This window comes from Acinetobacter sp. 10FS3-1, from assembly GCF_013343215.1.
Classification (GTDB): Bacteria; Pseudomonadota; Gammaproteobacteria; order Pseudomonadales; family Moraxellaceae; genus Acinetobacter; species Acinetobacter lwoffii_C.
On the sequence record NZ_CP039143.1, the window covers coordinates 795767 to 815327 of the forward strand.

14 protein-coding genes and 4 pseudogenes are annotated in these 19561 nt (G+C 38.4%); 12 read left to right on the top strand and 6 right to left on the bottom strand.

What is annotated here, in order from left to right; translation table 11 throughout:
• Positions 1–5 precede the first annotated feature (5 nt).
• Positions 6–1397, top strand: coding sequence for a methylenetetrahydrofolate reductase C-terminal domain-containing protein (locus E5Y90_RS03710; RefSeq protein WP_174659441.1), 1392 nt, complete (start codon positions 6–8; stop codon positions 1395–1397).
• Here the strand turns inward: E5Y90_RS03710 and E5Y90_RS03715 are convergent.
• Entirely contained in the window at positions 1394–2062 is a 669-nt protein-coding gene (locus E5Y90_RS03715) for an epoxyqueuosine reductase QueH (protein WP_166137907.1), read from the bottom strand. The two genes, E5Y90_RS03710 and E5Y90_RS03715, sit on opposite strands and share 4 nt — an antisense overlap.
• Positions 2063–2504: 442 nt before the next feature.
• Here E5Y90_RS03715 and E5Y90_RS03720 point away from each other — a divergent pair, with 442 nt between their 5' ends.
• From E5Y90_RS03720 to E5Y90_RS03760, 9 genes and pseudogenes are all read left to right on the top strand, one after another.
• On the top strand, positions 2505–3806 hold the full coding sequence (locus E5Y90_RS03720; RefSeq protein WP_174659442.1) for an MFS transporter: 1302 nt from the start codon (positions 2505–2507) through the stop codon (positions 3804–3806).
• A 351-nt stretch (positions 3807–4157) separates the two neighbouring features.
• Positions 4158–5156, top strand: a complete 999-nt coding sequence (locus tag E5Y90_RS03725) for a putative oxygenase MesX (RefSeq protein ID WP_166137904.1) — start codon at positions 4158–4160, stop codon at positions 5154–5156.
• Between the two features lie 43 nt (positions 5157–5199).
• Positions 5200–6228 carry a methionine synthase gene (locus E5Y90_RS03730; protein ID WP_166137901.1) on the top strand — a complete coding sequence of 343 codons (1029 nt, stop codon included), beginning with the start codon at positions 5200–5202 and terminating at the stop codon, positions 6226–6228.
• Positions 6229–6325: 97 nt separating this feature from the next.
• On the top strand, positions 6326–6820 hold the full coding sequence (locus E5Y90_RS03735; protein ID WP_174659443.1) for a flavin reductase family protein: 495 nt from the start codon (positions 6326–6328) through the stop codon (positions 6818–6820).
• 43 nt (positions 6821–6863) lie between these two features.
• Entirely contained in the window at positions 6864–7664 is an 801-nt protein-coding gene (locus E5Y90_RS03740; RefSeq protein ID WP_166137896.1) for a sulfite exporter TauE/SafE family protein, read from the top strand.
• 83 nt (positions 7665–7747) lie between these two features.
• Positions 7748–8665 (top strand): LysR family transcriptional regulator, encoded by a 918-nt coding sequence (locus E5Y90_RS03745; RefSeq protein WP_166137893.1) that lies wholly within the window; start codon positions 7748–7750, stop codon positions 8663–8665.
• Positions 8666–9087: 422 nt separating this feature from the next.
• Positions 9088–9222: pseudogene (locus E5Y90_RS03750) on the top strand (Arm DNA-binding domain-containing protein); the annotation flags it as partial.
• A gap of 68 nt (positions 9223–9290) precedes the next feature.
• A pseudogene (locus E5Y90_RS03755) lies at positions 9291–10217 on the top strand (IS5 family transposase).
• 292 nt (positions 10218–10509) lie between these two features.
• Positions 10510–11508: an AraC family transcriptional regulator gene (locus E5Y90_RS03760; RefSeq protein WP_174659444.1), complete on the top strand. Its 999-nt coding sequence runs from the start codon at positions 10510–10512 to the stop codon at positions 11506–11508.
• A 64-nt stretch (positions 11509–11572) separates the two neighbouring features.
• On the opposite strand, the gene E5Y90_RS03765 is transcribed toward E5Y90_RS03760, so the two are convergent.
• Positions 11573–12916, bottom strand: a complete 1344-nt coding sequence (locus E5Y90_RS03765; RefSeq protein ID WP_174659445.1) for an MFS transporter — start codon at positions 12914–12916, stop codon at positions 11573–11575.
• Positions 12917–13681: 765 nt separating this feature from the next.
• On the opposite strand from E5Y90_RS03765, the pseudogene E5Y90_RS03770 reads away from it, so the two are divergent.
• Positions 13682–14552 (top strand): annotated as a pseudogene (locus tag E5Y90_RS03770) (IS982 family transposase).
• 152 nt (positions 14553–14704) lie between these two features.
• Here E5Y90_RS03770 and catA read toward each other — a convergent pair.
• From catA to antA, 4 genes are all read right to left on the bottom strand, one after another.
• Positions 14705–15625 carry a catechol 1,2-dioxygenase gene (gene catA, locus E5Y90_RS03775; RefSeq protein WP_174659446.1) on the bottom strand — a complete coding sequence of 307 codons (921 nt, stop codon included), beginning with the start codon at positions 15623–15625 and terminating at the stop codon, positions 14705–14707.
• Positions 15626–15730: 105 nt separating this feature from the next.
• Positions 15731–16762, bottom strand: a complete 1032-nt coding sequence (gene antC, locus E5Y90_RS03780; RefSeq protein ID WP_174659447.1) for an anthranilate 1,2-dioxygenase electron transfer component AntC — start codon at positions 16760–16762, stop codon at positions 15731–15733.
• A gap of 11 nt (positions 16763–16773) precedes the next feature.
• Positions 16774–17265, bottom strand: a complete 492-nt coding sequence (gene antB / locus E5Y90_RS03785) for an anthranilate 1,2-dioxygenase small subunit (RefSeq protein WP_174659448.1) — start codon at positions 17263–17265, stop codon at positions 16774–16776.
• A gap of 2 nt (positions 17266–17267) precedes the next feature.
• Positions 17268–18683 (bottom strand): anthranilate 1,2-dioxygenase large subunit, encoded by a 1416-nt coding sequence (antA, locus tag E5Y90_RS03790; RefSeq protein ID WP_174659449.1) that lies wholly within the window; start codon positions 18681–18683, stop codon positions 17268–17270.
• 151 nt (positions 18684–18834) lie between these two features.
• On the opposite strand from antA, the pseudogene E5Y90_RS03795 reads away from it, so the two are divergent.
• A pseudogene (locus tag E5Y90_RS03795) lies at positions 18835–19487 on the top strand (transporter associated domain-containing protein); the annotation flags it as partial.
• Positions 19488–19561 lie beyond the last annotated feature (74 nt).

Sequence of the window (19561 nt, forward strand, 5' to 3'; positions counted from 1 at the left end):
GGCACATGCTTAATTTTTCACAATACCTATCTAAAAATCAATTCTGTATTTTGTTGGAATATTTAACGACATCTCAAGATACTGCTGTGCCACAGTCTTTGGCAGGATATCCTGTAGTGACGACATTGGCAGATCGTGTGCATGCAGATGATGACCTTGCACCACTTGAAGTAGCCAAGTCATTCCCATCACACATTGAAAAGCTGCTGCATTATTCAGGAAAAGGGCGAGATATCCAAGATTTTGAGATGTTTCTTCAACGAGCCCAGAAAGCGAATATTCAAAATTTGTTATTACTCACTGGAGATAAACTGAAAAACCATAGTGATGGGTGTGATGGTAGTTCTCGTACACGCTATTTAGAGTCAGTTAATGCTGTTATGGTTGCTAATAAGCATGGAGGTTTTCATATTGGTGTCGCCTTTAACCCGTTTAAATATGCAGAAGCTGAACGTGACGCACAGTATCTAAAACTGCATAAAAAACTCAAAGCCGGTGCAGGCTTTATCATTACTCAATTAGGTTATGACATAGATGCTTTAAAACAGGCAAAGGCATTTTTAAAGCATCACCATTATCCTCAAAAAATGCTGGTTTGTGTCATGCCACTCAGTTTTGCACGTGCCAATTTTATGCTGAAAAATAAAGTGGCTGGAATTGTGATTACACCACATATGTTGCAAGTCTTATCTGAAGAAAAACAAGCAGGATTACAAGAAAATGCCTATAAACGCTGTGCTTTACAAATTTTAATCTGTAAACAGCTTGGATTTGCAGGAGTACATTTATCAGCCTGTCATAAGCCTGAAGAGCAGATACTTTTGGAAAGCTATATAGAACAATATCAGCATCTGGATTTGGAGGCACTTGAAGATATCTGGAATTCACTATGGCAAGTGAAGACTGGAAAAGAATTTGTACCGGAATTACCGTATTATTCACGTCAACCGACATCCACTCAGCTGATTAAATATCAACACCTGCATTTCATGCATGAGACGTTGTTTGAATCTAAAATTGCTAAGGGGATTGGAGGTTTTATTTTTAAAGCTTCATTTTGGGAAAATAAGTCTGTAGCAAAAGCATTACTGCAAACTGAATTTATCAGTAAGCATGGTGTCGTGGGCTGTGAAAGCTGTGGACAGTGTCGATTAGCGGATACACTTTATATTTGTCCTGAAACTTGCCCAAAAGGCTTGGCCAATGGTCCTTGTGGAGGAACCTGTTTAGATCGTTGTGAATTTGGTGATCGGGAGTGTATTCACTCGGTGAAAGCGCGACTTGCCAAGGCAATAGGGCAAACAGAGCTTTTAAAACAACAACTGATTCCAACTGTACCCATTGAAGTGCGTGGAACCAGTTCTTGGAAAAATTGGTACTTGGCAACAGAGGCTTAAGTCTCGTCATCCATTGCATTTGAATAGAATTTTACACCGAGTTTGATGCGATCACGTCCTTGGCTCATACGCCAGCGATTGGTATCACGCAAGGAATACACACAACCACAATATTCTTGTTGATAGAACTCTTCTTTTTTACTGATTTCAAGCATACGAACAGCACCGCCATTTTTACGCCAGTTGTAATCCCAATAGGATATTCCGTCATAATGTGAAGCAGAGCGATGACCACAGTCATTAATTTGCTTCATATCTTTCCAACGGGAAATGCCAAGTGAGCTACTGATGAGGCTAAAACCATTTTCGGCGGCATACAGGGCTGTACGTTCAAAACGCATATCAAAACACATGGTACATCGAATGCCTTTTTCAGGCTCATTTTCCATACCTTTCGCACGTGCAAACCAATTATCTGTGTCGTAATCGCAGTCAATAAACGGAATATTATGCTTTTCCGCAAAGCGAATATTTTCTTCTTTACGGATAATATATTCCTTAATAGGATGAATGTTTGGGTTATAGAAAAAGATTGAAAAGTCGATACCTGATTCAATCAAGGTTTCCATCACTTCACCTGAGCACGGCGCACAGCAGGAGTGAAGCAGGAGTTTGTCATGACCTTCTGGGAGAGTCAGTTTTTGACGTTCAAGTTTATTTGACATGGAAATAGGGCTTAAATCTAAACCCTACATCTTAACAATCTAATCTCATGGTTAAGGTGATTTTTGCTCATGTTTAAATGAGTGATCTTCAGGATGTAAGTTGTGAATTAAATTCATCTTTTGGTGAGGAAATATCGTTTTACTCATGTATTGGTGTGGGTATAAATTGCACTGGTGAAATATGATTAGAGCTTAAACAAATCAATTGAATGAAGCCAAATTTTAAAATTGAAGGCTGAGCTATTTTTTCTTTGGAAAAGCTAAAAATAGCTCATTAATTTGAATACTTAAATTTCGCTAAAAGTCATAAAAAAATTGAATCGGGTTCTAAACATATTTTGTTCAGTGTATATCTAAGCCGTCATCATTTTTTTGTACAAATATAAATGAGAGCCGACTTATTTATATCTTTTGATTTTTTATCGAATGATGATGGTCTTTCATGGAATATGTAGAACACAACACCTCCACGGTCAATCCAAATTCTAAAACACGTGTTTTATTTGCGAGTCTGGTAGGTACAACAATTGAATTTTTCGACTTTTATATTTATGCCACGGCTGCTGTACTGGTTTTCCCGCATTTATTTTTCCCTGAAAGTAGTGGTAGTGCCGCATTACTGCAATCTTTAGCCACTTTTTCAATTGCATTTATCGCACGTCCAATTGGCGCTATTATTTTTGGACATCTTGGTGATCGAATTGGCCGTAAAGCCACACTCGTTTCTGCATTGCTATTAATGGGGATTTCTACAGTTTGCATCGGACTATTACCGACCCATGCACAAATTGGTGTGGCTGCACCCATCTTGTTAGCATTGTGTCGTTTAGGGCAAGGGCTTGGTTTGAGTGGCGAGTGGAGTGGTGCGGTATTATTCGCCACAGAAAATGCACCAAAGGGTAAACGTGCATGGTATGGCATGTTCCCACAGCTCGGTTCTCCAATTGGTTTTATTCTTGCGGCAAGCTCATTTTTATTATTAGGTGCATTTTTATCAGATGAAGCCTTTATGCAATGGGGCTGGCGAATTCCGTTTATTGCAAGTGCATTGCTAGTATTCGTTGGCTTATATATTCGATTAAAACTACACGAATCTCCAGCTTTTCAAAATGTTTTAAACAAGCAATCAGCAGTTAAAGTACCTTTGAAGGATGTGCTCACCAAACATATTAGAAAAGTGGTATTGGGTATGTTGGCGACAGTATGTACCTTGGTTGTATTTTATTTGATGACGATATTTGCATTGAATTGGGGGACAACCGCATTAGGGTATAGTCGAGATACTTTTTTAAAAATCCAACTGATTGCAACAGTGTGTTTTGGTCTGTGTATTCCTATCTCTGCATTATCCGCTGAGAAGTTTGGTAGAAAAATAACATCCATTGCCATTTGTATTCTGACCATGATCTTTGGATTGTTCTTCTCAACATTTTTTGTTGCTGATAACGTATTATCAGTATTGGTGTTCCTGTGCCTTGGTTTAAGTATTATGGGCTTAACTTATGGACCACTTGGGACCATTTTGTCTGAAATTTTCCCTGTTTCAGTTCGATATACAGGAACAGCCTTGTCTTATAATTTTGGTAGTATTTTAGGCGCATCATTTGCCCCTTTGATTGCAACTCAATTGGCTCAAAATTATGGTTTGCATGCTGTGGGATATTATTTATCTATCGCGGCAGGTGTTTCTCTATGTGCTTTCATGTGTATTCGTGAAACAAAAAATGAAAACATTATGAGCTGATTGTTTTATTGCACATGATGCTCAATTTCGGGCTTATTCAATCGTATATTTTAAAATGAATAAGCCCACAACTCAGATACACCTTATCCCAACTCGTTTTCTCATCATTAAATGTTCATCATTGTATCGATATACAGATGCATTCGATTTCTATTTAATACGTGTCCAACACTTGATCTTTCAATATGGATATTTGATGAGGCGATCTCATCCATTGCATGTTAAAAACACCAACATGAGATTTACTCATCTCATCCTGAATTTATATCGTTTTACTCATTTTATGATTCACGTTTAAATAAAGCCATTCAGAAATTTAGATTTTGTAAAATTTTTTAGGTGGCAATCTCCATGAGTCAGAAATTTGCATGTTCAATCAAACGCATTCGTTTCGATGAAAACTATGAACCAGCAAACAATACACGTTTAACCACGAATTTTGCTAACTTGGCCCGTGGTGAAAGCCGCCAAGAAAATCTGCGCCGTACATTGGCGATGATCAATAACCGTTTCAATAGCCTTGCAACTGTAGATAATCCTAAAGGCGATCGCTATTCACTTGAAATTGATATTATTTCAGCGGCGATTGATATTGAAGGTAATGGTCAAACTTTCCCATTCATTGAAACTTTAAAAAGCACCGTGATCGACCATAAAACCGGTGAACGTCTTGAGGGTATGATTGGTAACAGTTTTTCTTCTTTTGTGCGTGATTATGACTTCAGCGTGGTACTGCCAGCACATGGTTGTAAGTTCAATGAGCAACCTGAAGGCTTTGGTGATCTACACGGTAAATTGTACTTACACTTGGTGAATTCAGACGTATTTAAAGCAGAATTTAAGCAAAACCCAGTGATTTGTTTAAGTATCTCAACCACGAAAACCTATTACCAAACAGCCAATGTGCATCCAGTACTCGGGGTTGAATATACCAATGACGATTACTCACGTACCGATGCCTATTTTGCCAAAATGGGTTTAAGTGTTCGTTACTTTAAGCCTCAAGGTGCCAATGCACCGCTCGCATTCTACTGCGCAGGTGATTTATTACGTGATTACACTGATTTTGAATTGATCAGTGCGATTGCGACCATGGAAAGTTTCCAAAAAATCTATCGTCCTGAAATTTACAACACCAATTCACCTGCAGGTGTGGAATATCAACCAAGTCTCAGCTATGGCGATTATTCTTTGACTCGTGTTGTCTATGACCGTGTAGAACGTGGCGAATTGGCAGTGAAACAAGGGAAATGGACCGAAGAAAACTTTATTAAGCCTTATAAAGACATTCTTGATGAATGGGCAGCCAATTTTAAAGTTGAAACAGCACAACAAGATACTGCTGCTTAAGCTGACACAATTTAACGATATACAAATTTAGAGAAAGAAGACTATGGCTATTTTACTCCCAACATCAACAGCAGGCAGCTTACCGAAACCCACTTGGCTGGCAGAACCGGAAAAATTATGGTCTGCTTGGAAACTTGAAGGTGAAGAATTATTGGAAGCAAAACGTGATGCTTTAAAATTATCACTTCATGAGCAAGTGACTGCGGGTATTGATATTGTCAGTGATGGCGAGCAGACCCGTCAGCACTTCGTAACCACGTTCATTGAACATCTTGAAGGTGTGGATTTCGAAAAGCGTGAAACCATGCGTATTCGTAACCGTTATGAAGCAAGCGTACCTTCAGTGGTCGGTGAAGTATCACGTAAAAAAGCTGTATTTGTAGACGATGCTAAATTCTTACGTAGCCAAACCAATCAACCGATTAAATGGGCGTTGCCTGGTCCGATGACCATGATTGATACACTTTTTGACGGTCACTACAAGAGCCGTGAAAAATTGGCTTGGGAATTTGCCAAAATTCTGAATCAAGAAGCTTTAGAGCTCGAAGCGGCAGGTGTCGACATTATTCAGTTTGATGAGCCTGCATTTAATGTGTTCTTTGATGAAGTAAATGATTGGGGTATTGCGACATTAGAGCGTGCGCTTGAAGGACTCAAATGTGAAACAGCTGTCCATATTTGCTATGGCTACGGCATCAAGGCAAATACGGATTGGAAACAAACATTGGGTAATGAATGGCGTCAGTATGAAGAGTCCTTCCCTAAATTACAAAAGTCAAAGCTAGATATCATTTCGTTAGAGTGCCAAAACTCACGTGTACCGATGGATTTAATTGAACTGATTCGTGGCAAAAAAGTCATGGTTGGTGCAATTGATGTAGCAACCAATCAAGTTGAAACTGCAGAAGAAGTCGCAAATACCTTACGTAAAGCATTGCAATTTGTTGATGCAGACAAGCTGTATCCTTCAACCAACTGTGGTATGACACCTTTATCTCGTAATGTTGCACGTGGCAAGCTTGAGGCGTTAAGTGCAGGTGCTGCCATTGTTCGTAAAGAATTAGAGGCTTAAATCAAACGTAGTTTGATGCTGAGCAGGGTAAATTGTGACTGAGTCATTTGTCCTGTTCTAAGCAAAAGCACGTGATTATACATTTGAGATGAAAGAGATGATTGAAGCAACAGACTTTAGAAATGCAATGTCTTTACTCACCACAGCAGTGAATGTTATTACGACTTCGGGTGAAACAGGTATGCATGGATTTACTGCATCTGCCGTATGTAGCGTGACGGATACACCGCCAATGTTATTAGTCTGTATGAATCAATCCTCCCGTTCACATGCCCATTTTGTTGAAAATAAAGTCTTGGCTGTAAACGTACTAAGTACTCAGCATGAACAGCTTTCAAATGCTTTTGCTTCAAGTAAATTCAGCTCAGAAGATCGTTTCAAACTCGGTGATTGGAGTACGATGGAAACTGGTTCACCTATTTTGAAAGATGCCTTGGCCAGTTTTGACTGTGAGATTCAAGATATTCAGCAAGTCGGTACACACAGTGTTTTCATGTGTCGTGTTCTTAAAGTTCAACAAAGCGATCAAGAAGAAAGTCTGGTGTATTTTAACCGTGCTTATCATCAAGTGGGTCAATTGGAACACGTTTAACCCAATGCCTTAATTCCTTCATCTTTTTAAAAGTTAGTCTATTGTGGAACTTATAACCTTTTTAATCATCGGTGCTTTTGCTGGTTTTGCAGCAGGGTTATTTGGTGTTGGTGGTGGAACGATCATCGTCCCATTACTCTTTATTGTTTTTACTCAGATGGACTACAGTCCTGATGTGATCATGCATTTGGCATTAGGAACCTCATTAGCCACCATTGTTGTGACATCAATCAGTTCATTCATGGCACACCATAAAAATGGTGCAGTGATGTGGCCGGTATTTAAAAATCTGGCGCCACCGATGGCGATTGGCTGTTTTGCCGGAGCTGCGATTGCGGGATGGCTCTCAGGAATACATCTTCAACTCATCGTTGGTTTATTCTTGATTTGGGTGGCATATACTATGTTCATGGGGGCTAAAAAGGTCGTGGACTCAAGTAGAACACTGCCTTCAACCGGTAAACAGGTTGCTGCAGGTTCAGTGATTGGAGTGGCTTCAGCTATTTTTGGGATCGGTGGTGGCAGTTTAACCGTCCCGTATCTCAACCGTTATGGCGTCGTCATGCAAAAGGCAGTGGGAACATCCGCTGCCTGTGGTTTACCCATCGCGATTGCAGGTGCGTTAGGTTTTATGCTTTTTGGAGTGAAAGCGCATGCTGCTGTACCTAACAGTATCGGCTATGTACATACTTACGCATTCTTAGGCATTAGCCTGATGAGTTTCTTTACAGCTAAGTTGGGTGCAAAAGCGGCACATGCTTTATCACCGCAAATGCTGAAAAAATGTTTTTCGGTATTGTTGAGTATCGTTGGATGCTTTTTCCTGTTTAAAGGGTTGAGTTAAGAGATATTCAATTAATTTGATATGAAGAACAGGCTCACTCAGTGTGGGCTTTTCTAACATTATAGTTATTGTCTGGGATTTACATGATAGAAATACGACATTTAAAAACACTGACAGCCTTGAGAGAGCACGGTTCATTGGTTGCAGCAGCAGGTGAACTATGTCTGACTCCTTCGGCTGTATCTCACCAGTTGCGAGAGCTAGATCAATGGTTTGGTGTAGAAGTAGTCAATCGTCGTACACGTCCTATCAGTTTCTCTAATGTTGGCTTACGTCTATTGAAATTGGCCGATGAAGTATTGCCACAAGTTCAAATTGCACAAAGCGACATTACCCGTATTATTCATGGGCAAACTGGTCGGATTACTTTTTCTTCTGAATGCCATAGTTGTTTCGATTGGCTCATGCCCTTACTCAATCAATACCGTATTCAATATCCCGATGTCGATTTGGATTTTGCATCAGGATTTGAAGAAAATCCACATGAGTTATTGCAAAATGGCGAATTTGATTTATTGATTACTGCAGATCCGATTGCTTTGAAAGGTGTTGAATACTTTCCAGTGTTTGAGTATGAGTCTCGACTTGTCTTATCGACAACACATCCATTGGTGCGTGCAGAACACATTACTGTTCAAGAGTTAGCTGAAGAAACGCTTATTACATATCCAGTGGATAAACATCGTTTAGATATCATGTCGAAGCTATTTATTCCTGCAAATATTCAGCCGAAAAATATTCGAACTACAGATTTAACCCAAATGTTGATTCAACTTGTTGCTAGCGGTCGTGGTATTGCCGCATTGCCTGATTGGGTGGTGAATGAATATGAGCAAAAAGGTTGGGTCACTTCACGACGTCTTAATTGTGTTGCACCTGAAGGTTTACGTCGTACCTTATATGCTGGTTTTAGAACGGATGAAAAAGACAAAGATTACTTTGATGGTTTCTTAAAGCAGCTTGAGCGATTCTCAAAGAAAAGAATCTCTTACTACAGTTAGTTCTCTGAGTCTTTATCATTGCATTATCCTAGGGGGATTTAGACAATAATAGTTTTATGATTCAATGCACTAAATCAAATTTGGGTTCACATTGGGTAAAAAATAATTGCCACATTTTTTGCCACACTTTTTTTAAATCCTATCAAAAACTATCAAATGAAATTATATAAATTATTGAAAATACAAACAATTATATTTGATAGATTTTGATAGAGTTAAGCTTTAGCGGGTTCAACTCCCGCCACCCCACCAAAATTCAAAACAAAACATGGCGAAACATGCCAAGTTTAAAGCGAAAAGGCTTGATTCTAAAAGGATTAAGCCTTTTTTCTTGCCTGAACATAACTATCTATAGTGTACATGCACGGTGTACACTGCCTTGTACATTGCATATTTTATTGAACTCACGGGTGTACAAGCTCATGAAAAGAACCGACATAAAACGCAGGCCGCTATCAGATACCGTATTAGCTAACCTAGAACCTGAGTCAAAAGAGTATCGGGAACTGGACGGCGAAGGCTTATATTTTCGTGTGAAGCCTGATGGCAAAAAAGCATAGCTGTTCAGATAGGCTTTGTTGCACAAACCTATTGATGACGGCTTATTCAGCAATATAATTTCCAAATGAATAAGCCCATATCTAAAGTCTACCGTACAACGAATTGGCCCTCTTACAATACAGCCCTGATCAATCAAGGAAACCTATCAATTTGGTTTGATCTCACTACTCAATGGTATGCTCAACCACAAGGTAAACACGGACGAAATCAAACCTATTGTGATGCAGCTATACAATGCTGCTCATGATCAAATCTCTATTTCGACTCTCTTTACGCATGGTCACAGGTTTTGTTCAGAGCGTCATTAAACTCTGTAAATTAGAGGGGACAGCGCCAGATTATTCCATGCTTTGTAGAAGACAAAAGCATATTGATATTTCGATTCGCTACCAGAAAAGTAATGATGGAGTTCATCTAATCGTTGGCTCTACTGGCTTGAGGTTTTTAAGTGAGAGTGAATGAAAGCGTAAGAAGCATCAGCCTGAATATCACCGCTCATGGCTTAAGCTTCATCTTGGTATGAATGCTAAAACACTGCAAATAGATACCAGTTCATCCCGAACGATATCAGCGATTCACAGGTACTCTGTGATTGACTGGATCAAATCCCATTTGATGAAGGCATAGATTCTATCTATCCCAATAGAGCTTATGACATTAAATACTGCCGATAGCTCATTTAAGATCATCAAGCACCTGCCATAATTCCACCAAGACAAATGCAAAACTACAGAAAGACAAAAAATAAGGATCTTTAGATAGAAATGAATTATTGAAAATTTGTAAATTCTTAGGAAGAATGATTGGGGAAAAGTGGTCTGGGTATCATCGACGTAGTTTGGTAGAAACCAAAATGTATGGCATAAAATGATAGGGAGATAAGCTAAGTGCTAAGAACTTCGGTAGCTAAATCAAGGAGATTCACGCACGTATAGCCATCTTAAATAAATTTACAGAATTAGGCCAACCTCACACCCCAATTGTCACTTAAATTTGAGTGACCCAGAAGAACTCTATCTTCCTATGCTTTATGTAACAAAGCCCGTTGTGGGTATAAATAAATATCCAGAAGGTATAGAAGTTATTCTTTTTTTTAAATAATAGGCTTTATAACTTTGATTGTGAATATTATATTTATTTTCAATTTAGCATTAAATAAATTTGTAAACTAAAGAATATTCGATACGAATTTTAATCATTCAAATATAGAATTGATCTATTCAAATAGTGTGTCTAGCTGATATATTGGAAAAATATTATAAATTTTAGCTAGGTGAAAAGGAATGCACTCACTAAGCCAACAGGATATTGAATTAAAGCATTATTCGAAAAAAGCCGACTTTGCTCAAGATCTTATGTCTACCATCTGTGGCGAACATCGCTTAGATACCAGTTATCGAAATACTTTAGATTTTCATTATGATGGCATGCGCTTGCCAAGTAAGCGAATGACGATTGGCACCATTTCCTATGGTGCAAATGTGGCAATCAATACCTCCCATCTCAGAGCTTATAGTATTAGCCTGCCTCTGTGTGGTAAACAGATTTTAAATATGAGGGGAGAACAATATTATTCAGACGAAAAAACTGGACTTATTATCTCAAATGCCCAGTTGCAAGATCTTACAATTGATAAAAATTGTAAAAAACTTCAAGTCGTCATTCCTGAAAGAAGTTTACATCTTGTATTAGCAGATATTCTTAAGCAACCTGTTGAAAAGTCTGTTATTTTTAGCCCAAGAATGCATTTTGATTCGCAGCAACTTACGACTTTGTGGTGGAAAAATATACAGGATTTTTTAAACTCAAAATCTCAGTATATTAATTCTCATGGATTGTCTTTGCTTGCTGAAGACTATGAAAACTTTATCATTAAAACCTTGTTGCTATTTCAAGAAAATAATTATTCAGAACAGCTTAGACAAGTATCGAATCAACAACAGCCTGCTTATATTCAAAAAGTACATAAATTTATAATTACTCATGCATGTGAGGAAATTAGTGTCGATACTTTGCAACAATTAGCAGGAGTTTCGAAGTCAAAATTATATGAAGAATTTCAAACCTATTATGGAACAAGCCCTTTGGCTTATCTAAAAAAATATCGCTTACAACAAATTTATAAATCTTTATGTACGCCGAGTGTTGATAAAAGAATCTCTATTTCACAATTGGCTTTTAAATGGGGATTTAATCATTTAAGTCGATTCTCTCAAGACTATCGTGAGGAGTTTGGAGAAAAGCCAAGTGATACTAAAAACAAATTTAAAGAGCTTCATTAAAAGACTAAAAATGTAAAGATTAAAAGCCAGATTTAAATCTGGCTTTTGATGCTTTTATAATAATTTAAGCTATTTCTTTAATTTCAGCTTGTTCTGAGTATTTTGATTTCTCACTTAGGACTTTTAGGCTTAAAGCAATAAAAGAAATAAATGTAGGAATTGCAAGGATGTAGAATAAACCACTCAGGCTCAGATCAAATGTGAAAATTAAGGATCCGAAGAAAGCACCTAGAATTGCTCCAATTCGACCAATGCCATGCATCCATGATACCCCTACAGCTCGACAGGTTGAAGGATAGGAAATAGCTGCTAAAGGTAGTAAGGAGGATTGAGCACCAGTAAGCAAGGCACCAATTAAGAATATGGTAACTCCAAAGAAAAATATGTCTGAACTTATGAAGCCAGCTACAATAAATAAGCCAAAAGCAATCAGATAAGAGTATCGAATAACTGTATTCGGATTGGTCTTATCCATATACCATCCCATAATTATAGCGCCAATGACTCCACCAAAAGGAAATATAGCGGCAATTAAACTGAATTGCTGAGTGGTAAAACCTGCTGTTTTTAAAATAACTGGCATCCAACTGGTTAAAAGATAAAAAACTAGTAAGCTCATAAAGCAGCAAAGCCATAACATACTTGAGCTTACTAAATATTTACTTAAAACTTGTTTAACAGGATTTTGAGTAGACTGTACTTCAGTGTAAGCCAGTCTAATTGTGATTCTATCGGGAAAAGGCTTTCCTTGAATCATCTCTAAAATATGCTGAGCTTTTGAAGGTTGATTGTTTTTGATTAAATATTGTGGTGATTCTGGTAATTTGGCTAGTAGTATAATTACCAGAATAAGGGGAACAATCCCACCAATAATAATGACTTTAGCCCAGCCTAAATTCTCTAATAAATAAGCAGATAGAAGGCCACCACAAGAAATTCCCAGCATGAATCCACAACCCGCCAATCCGGTTAAAAATGCTTTACGTTTTGCAGGCATATATTCTGAAACAATTGTACTAATATTTGGCATGGCTGCACCTAAGCCGATACCAGTAATGAACCGGTAAATCATCAATTCTTGTGTTGACGTGGCAAATCCGCATAAAACTGTAAATGCACCAAAAAGTAATGTGGTGAAAGTAATAACTTTTTTCCGCCCAAATTTATCAGCAAGAGGGCCAGACAGAATAGCGCCAATCGACATACCGACTAGAGCGGCACTCAATACTGGTGCAAGTTGGGGTTTGCTTATCCCCCAATCATCTAATAATGCAGGTGCAATAAAACCAATAATACCAGTGTCTAAGCCATCGCAAAAAAATACTAAAAAGCCTAGTGTAAATACGAGCCATTGTAATGGTGATAATTTTTCACGGTCTATCACCGTATTAAGATCAATTGTTTTCATCTTTATTCCTTTAAAGTTTTTAGAATTCTTTACTGTAATTTACAAAAAAGTTTCTTTTTGAAATCAGTGCTATATTTAACGTCATAATCAATTCAAAGATAGTGCACAGCTAAACCTTTGAGATAGTGCATGTTGAAATGTATAGCTTCAAATAAAATTAGCTTTACTTGCTTTATTTTCGTGACCATCAACAGCCTTAAAGGTATTACCGAATCGTATTCAGTCCTGGAATATAATCTTTAAAATTTTAGCTATAGATAAAATGATAAGACTTTTCATCATCAGCTTATATCACTTAAAATACTGAATAATATAAATGATTTTTTGATCTTACTGTTGGTCTTTGCTGATCTGTCATCCCATACCTTCCTTAGAGAAATTGATTCTTGCTTGCTATATTCCATTCACTTGAAATTTTTTTTCAGAGTATTGATTGAACGCTTTTTGATTCTTTTAAACTATCCAGAAATTCCTAAACACCATCCATTTTTTCCAAATTAGATAAATGGGATATTTAGTTAAATAGCTAAAAAATGATATGTGAAGGAAATATTTTACAAAGAGACGATTGTGCTAAAGGACTAGAGGTTTATTAGGAATAAATTATCTCTTTTAATAAAATAGGATTGGAGATAATAGATACATCAGTTTTTTAGAGAACAGTACAATAATTAACCCGAATCGCGGATAAGAAATTGACTTGAAAAATAAGAGGACTAGAGCCATCAGTTGAGTTACCACACCAAACTCACAACTCTAGTCCTGATGTTCAATAGTACCGAATTATTCTGCGTAATTGATGATTTTTTTCTTAAATTTGAATCAACTTATTGGGAGTTTCTCAAACAAAACTGTGGTTCCTTAAGAATCAGAACTGCTCAACTCACAATTTCAGAAATCTGCTTTATTGCCATTTGGTACAAATGCTCTCATTTCAATAATTTCAAAGCCTTTTTCACCTGGTTAAAAGAAGATAAAAGCCATTTATTTAAGTACTTGCCTTGCTATCAAAGGATGATTCATCTGATCAATATGCACCAATTGGCCCTACACGCTTTACATGTGGCGCTGATGAAAGACCAAGCTACACAATATTTATGGATTGATTCAACAACTCTGCCAGTTTTTAAAAATCAACGTATTCAGCGTCATAAATCATTAGTCCAAATTGCATCACATGGTAGAAGCTCAATGGGCTGGTTTTATGGCTGTAAATTACATATTGCGATGAATCAATTTGGTGAAATTGCCTGTTCTGCTTTATCGAATGGACATGTTGCTGACATAAAAATGGTTGAGCAATTGGTTGCTGGTATAGAAGCAAAACTTTACGGGGATCGAGGTTACATCAGCCAAGAATTAAAAAATCAGATTGAAAGATCAAGGTATTGATTTAATTACTTATCATCGAAAGAATATGCAGGCTATTCAACTCTGTGCATCAGATGAATATCACCTAAGACAACGCAATAAGATAGAAACATTATTCAGTTTATTGAAGGGGCAATACAATTTAGTGACGAGTAAAGCACGTAGTCTTCATGGATTTCTGAGTGGAATTTACGCCTCACTATGTGCATATCAATTAACCCATCCAAATAAGCCAACAATTCAAATTAAGGAATCATCGGCTTAAGCAGGATCCGGGTTAATTAAGGATAAAAAAATATTTATTTTGAAGTGAGAAGATTAGAAAAATGGGAAATGAGATAATTCAATTTAGCTTAATTTAGAACTCCCCACTTGAATCAAGATTAAAACTCAGTTCAAGTGGAGAGTAAAAGAGCACTATGCACATAAGCGACGACGTTCAACTTCTGCGGAAGGCGCTGAAACACTGTCTTTGGCTAGAGAGATATTAAATGTAATATGTTTAAACGGTCTATCTACGCCATAACGTTTAATTTCGCTTGAATCGGTAACATCTACTGCTGTTGCGACTAAACCATCACGTGTTGCGAAAGCAAAGTCATCCCATAAATATTGATCACCTTCAATATTGAACTGGGTGGTCAGCTTACGGAATCCAGGTGCAGATACAAAATAGTGCACATGAGAAGGGCGATTGCCATGACGGCCTAACTTGTTCAGCAAAGCCTGTGTAGTACCTTCTGGAGGACAACCATAACCGACCGGCATTGTAGTTAATGCTACATATTTTCCTTTATCATTGGTAAAAATCGTACGACGTAAATTGAATTCTGATTGAGCTTTATCGAAGAATGAATAATTTCCTAAACTGTTTGCATGCCATATTTCGACTTTGGCGTTTTCAATCGGGTTGCCTTCTGTATCAGTTACTGTCCCTTCAATAATAAGAGTATCAATTTTATTAGACTCAGAGCCATCATCCATACGTGCAAAACCTACCGACTCAGGCGCACCTGCTACATATAGAGGACCTTCAATGGTGCGTGGCGTGCCTCCAGTGATACCTGCTTTTAAGTCGATTTCATCAGCTCGCAAGTCTAAAAAATGCTCTAGTCCCAAGCCTGCTGCGAGTAAGCCCAGTTCATTAGCTTGTCCTGCATCAGTTAAATATTCTAAGCCTTTCCACACTTCAGAAGGTTGAATATCGAGCTCTTCAATGGCCTGAAAAAGATCTGTGACTAAACGTACAATAATTTCCTGTACACGTGTATCCACAGGTCCAGTGGCACTGTCTACATTCATTTGCTTGACCAGATTACTAATTTGTTTGCGTTCCATGCTACTTTCCTTAAGTGGGTATTTTAGATTTATTTAAAACTGCTGATTTCATGCTGCATTGATTCAGCACTACAAAAGTTAAGCCTTTATCTACAAAGCTTGTTGTTAAAGGCGACTGGTATTGCTTTGCAAGAATTTTTCACTATAAAGGCGGTAGTTTTGTAAGGCTTGATCCTCCAGCCAGTCTTTGACCGCTTCAATCATTGGTTGCGGGCCACACAGATACATATCAAATGCTTGCTCTGCAAGCTGGTCTTTATTTAAATGGTCCTGAATATAACCCGTTTTACCGGTCCAATTATCTGAAGCCTTACTAATGATTGGTTGATACTTAAAATTAGGCATCCGTTCGGTATAGGCATGTAAGCGTTGCTGTTCACACAAGTCGGCTTCTTGGTTCACGCCATAATAAAGATGTACATCTGGGGCATTAGGCTGTTCAACGATATTATCCAGCATGCCTAAAAAGGCAGATAATCCCGTACCACCAGCAATAAACACCAAGGGGCGCTCGATTTCACGTAAGTAGAAACTACCTAAAGGAGCTTCCATATAAATGGTCTGTCCGACTTTACAGTATTCACGTAAGTAATTACTCATCACACCGTTTGGCAGCAAACGAATTAAAAATTGCAGCTGATTGGTGGCATTAGGCCGGTTGGCAAAAGAATACGAACGCCAGTCCTCAGAATTTGGAATTTGCAGACATGCATATTGACCGGGTAAAAAGTGCAAAGGTTGCTTATAACTGCTGGCATCGACATGCAAAATGGCCGTGGTTTCAGAAACCAGTTCTACAGCAGTCACTGTGGTGGCAATTTTTAAAGACTCGCCGGCATTACAAAGATTTGAATTATGATCGAAATAAAATGCAGCATTGGATTTCACTCGGGTTTGGCATGCCAATATTTTACGCTCTGCCAAATCACGTTCACTGAGTGCCTCTTCATCGACATATTCCTGTTCGTAAGCCCCACTTTCGCACTGGCCCTGACAGGTTCCACATACCCCTTCACGACAATCTAAAGGCAGGGTAATTCCTTGACGAATGGCTGCATTGAGCAGCAATTCGTCATCATGTACAGAGATGAAAAAGGTTTTACCATCAGCGAAATTGAGCGCCACTGAATGAGTCATACTATTGATCCTTAAACATGATAAAAGTCTAAGACCGAGTCAATTTTGTCATTCAGTAATACTGTATGTTGACGACGGATGCGGAAGCTCTCTTCAGCTTTGCGTAAGGTATACGTGGCATGGCCATAAAAACTACCTTCCAAACCTTGACGGTTATACAGGGTGTGCCATGCTACTTTTGCTTCAATTAAGCCATCATCCAGTTCTTTGACCCGAATATTTTTAATCATGTGTAAAGTGCGGGGTAAAGGAGTGGCAGAGGCCGCCTTACCGGTACGGATACGAAAAATTCGGTCTTCTAGGCCTGTACGGTCTTCATAATAAATATAGGACAAGCCCTGATTCGGATCCTGGACGTAGTTATGGTCATCAATCCACTGCGGAATATGGTATTCACTATCCTCATCATATAGATCAAGATAAGCATCCCAATCATAGGTGTCACAGAGTTCGGCCTTTTTGATTAAAAACTGAGAAACAGCAAAGTTAAGTTCAGCAGTCATGATTACACCTCGTCCTTGATAGTGTGTTGCTCAAAAGTCACATCTTGCATTTTTAACGCTTTTTTATTTAGGCCATTGAGCATTAAACGTTGCCATTGACCGTGTTGATTAACGTATAAGCCTTCATGGGTGAATTCACGTCCAGTAATGACTGGCTTAATATTTAAATCTTGAGCATTTTGGGTAATGCCATATTCCCAAGTATGATGACCGCGAGAAATATCGCTCCAGCGTTCAAGTCGAGCTTGAAAGCCTTTTTGTTGTTCACGGAATTCCACAAGGTCATCTGGCGTACCTAAACCTGACACGTTAAAAAAGTCTTCAAACTGGCGGATACGGTTACGGCGTGCTTCGGCAGATTCACCCTTAACCCCAATACACTGGCTAATCACTTCTGTTTTGTTCCATGCTACAGGACGGATAATACGTAACTGTGAACTGATTTGATCCATAAAGAACAGACTAGGGTACAAATTCAGGTTTCTTAAACGATGCATGGCCCATTCGGCACGTTTTTTTCCATATTTTTCTAAAAGGTATGGCATTACAGTGTCATAACCTGGACGGACTGTTGGATTGGGCATATCACTGAACAATACACTATGACCATTTTTAAAGCTGAACCAGCCATCATCAGTTGCAGAGTCACCTGCACCTAATTTGCTGTAATCTAAGGTATCTAAGTCAGCTCCTTTTTCGAGATTGACTTGTTGACGATGCTGAACAGTCGATACATAGTTATAGTGCACCGTACTGACGTGATAACCATCTAGGCCATTTTCGTTTTGGAGTTTCCAGTTGCCTGCAAAAGTATAAGCTGATTTACCTTGTAATACTTCAAGTTCACCCGTTGGTGACTGCTCAACCATCAAATCAAGAAAGACCTTGGCATCGCCCAAAAAATCTTCTAAAGAATCCGTCGCCTGGCTATCTAAACTGACAAATACGAAACCACGATAACTGGCAATACGGCCTTGTTTAAGACCACGTGTGGTTTTATCAAAGTGTTCGCAATATTCGCCTGGCGCCTTAACTTTAATTAAGCGACCATCAGATTTATAGGTCCAAGCATGGAAAGGACAGGTAAATGTGGCCTGGTTTCCTTTACTGACACGTGTCAAGGTGGCGCCGCGGTGTTCACACGCATTGACCATGGCATGAAGTTCACCATTACTATCGCGGCTAATAATCAGGGGTTGACGGCCAATTTGAACCGTCACAAAATCATTGTTGTTCGGAATTTCACTTTCATGACAGGCATAAATCCAGACTTTTTCAAAGATCTGCTCCATCTCCAAGTCAAACAGTTCAGCTTCAGTGAACATTTCTCGAGCAATGCGGAACACACCATCATGTGGACGAAAATCAATACAGTTCTTAATGAAGTCTTGCCATTCAGTAATGCTGCGTGAGGTCATTGTTATATCCTCTAATCCATTAGGGTATTTCCTTCATTGAAGCGAAATTCATCCTACACAGCTATCCGAATCCTCCAGATCTTTATCCAATTTTTAGGATACTAAATAATTTTTAATTTAAATAATTATTTAGTATTTAGGGTATGTGTATTTGACCCTGGCTAAAAGATCAATCGCTTCTATCATGACACCACGCAGTCAAATTTCGTGGATAGAGATTGGTGAGACACCTGATAAAATTCGTGAGCAGGTACTGTCTATGCCTCATAGTTTATTTCCTGTATGCCGGGGTGTCTGGATAAAGTCTTGAATGTGGTTTGTGCAAAGGAATATTAGAGGTTCTGGAAAATGAAGAGCAGTTGAAAGCTCTGATAGTCACCGCCCAATCTATATATTTGAAAAAATGAAAGTGATTGATGCTATTAATACCTTGCGCACCTCTAAAGCTTCATATTGGTTTTAGGCAATGATGAGTTAGGGTATAGCCAGGCTAATTTCTCCGCTGGATGTGTTTGAAGCGATTGCTAGAGAATTCCCTGATGTAGATGAGCAACTTGATTTAGTTAAGTAAATGATCGTACTTGCAGAGCATCAGGTAGGTTAGATCTATACTAACTTGAGCTTGAATCAGGCTTAGACCTTGTTAAGCCAGATTCTGGTTACATCAGTATTTCAGGTTTAATGCTAGAGAAGTGTAATGGCGTAGTAGACGTAGGTTCAAGTGTGCAATATCAAGATACGGACTTTGAAGTCACAGAGTTAGAAGAAAATCGCATTAAAACAGTCATGATTACTTTCAAATAATCACCGCTTTTTTAGGCCCTCATAATTTTTTATGAGGGCTTTTAAGTTTAGGGGGCAGGAATTTATATCAGTTT